Source organism: Thioclava arctica (assembly GCF_040892615.1).
In the GTDB taxonomy this organism is placed as follows: domain Bacteria; phylum Pseudomonadota; class Alphaproteobacteria; order Rhodobacterales; family Rhodobacteraceae; genus Thioclava; species Thioclava arctica.
The window spans coordinates 1-367 of sequence record NZ_JBFRYC010000062.1 but is presented as its reverse complement, the minus strand read 5'-3'; the positions used below and the strand labels follow the sequence as shown (position 1 = coordinate 367).

Genomic DNA, 367 nt, shown 5'->3' with positions numbered 1-367 from the left:
CATCTTTCTTACAGCGGGCGGGTCTCGGTGCGCGATATCGAACGGCGCGTTTCAATGGAGAAATCCAAGGTCAGTCGCGCGGCGGCACGGCTTGAAGCGGCGGGGCTGGTGGAAAAGCGCGTCGATCCGGTGGACGGGCGGCTTGTGGCGCTTAGCCTGACGGATCAAGGGCGTGCCCTGATGGCGCGATTGCTGCCACGCGCGCTTGACTATCAGCGCCAGCTTGAAGGCTTGCTAGGCGCCGACCTGAACGGGTTTCGCCACGCGCTGGCGCGGCTATTGAACAGCGAGAAAACCGCATGATCCAACTCTTCGATTACTGGCGCTCCTCGGCGAGCTACCGTGTGCGCATCGCGCTTGGGTTGGC

The 367-nt window shown here is 63.2% G+C and carries 1 protein-coding gene; it reads left to right on the top strand.

The annotated features are described in order from the left end of the window. Positions 1 to 303: MarR family winged helix-turn-helix transcriptional regulator (locus AB4874_RS19920; RefSeq protein ID WP_368393317.1), on the top strand; the 303-nt coding region annotated here is incomplete at its 5' end. Between the last annotated feature and the right edge of the window lie 64 nt (positions 304 to 367).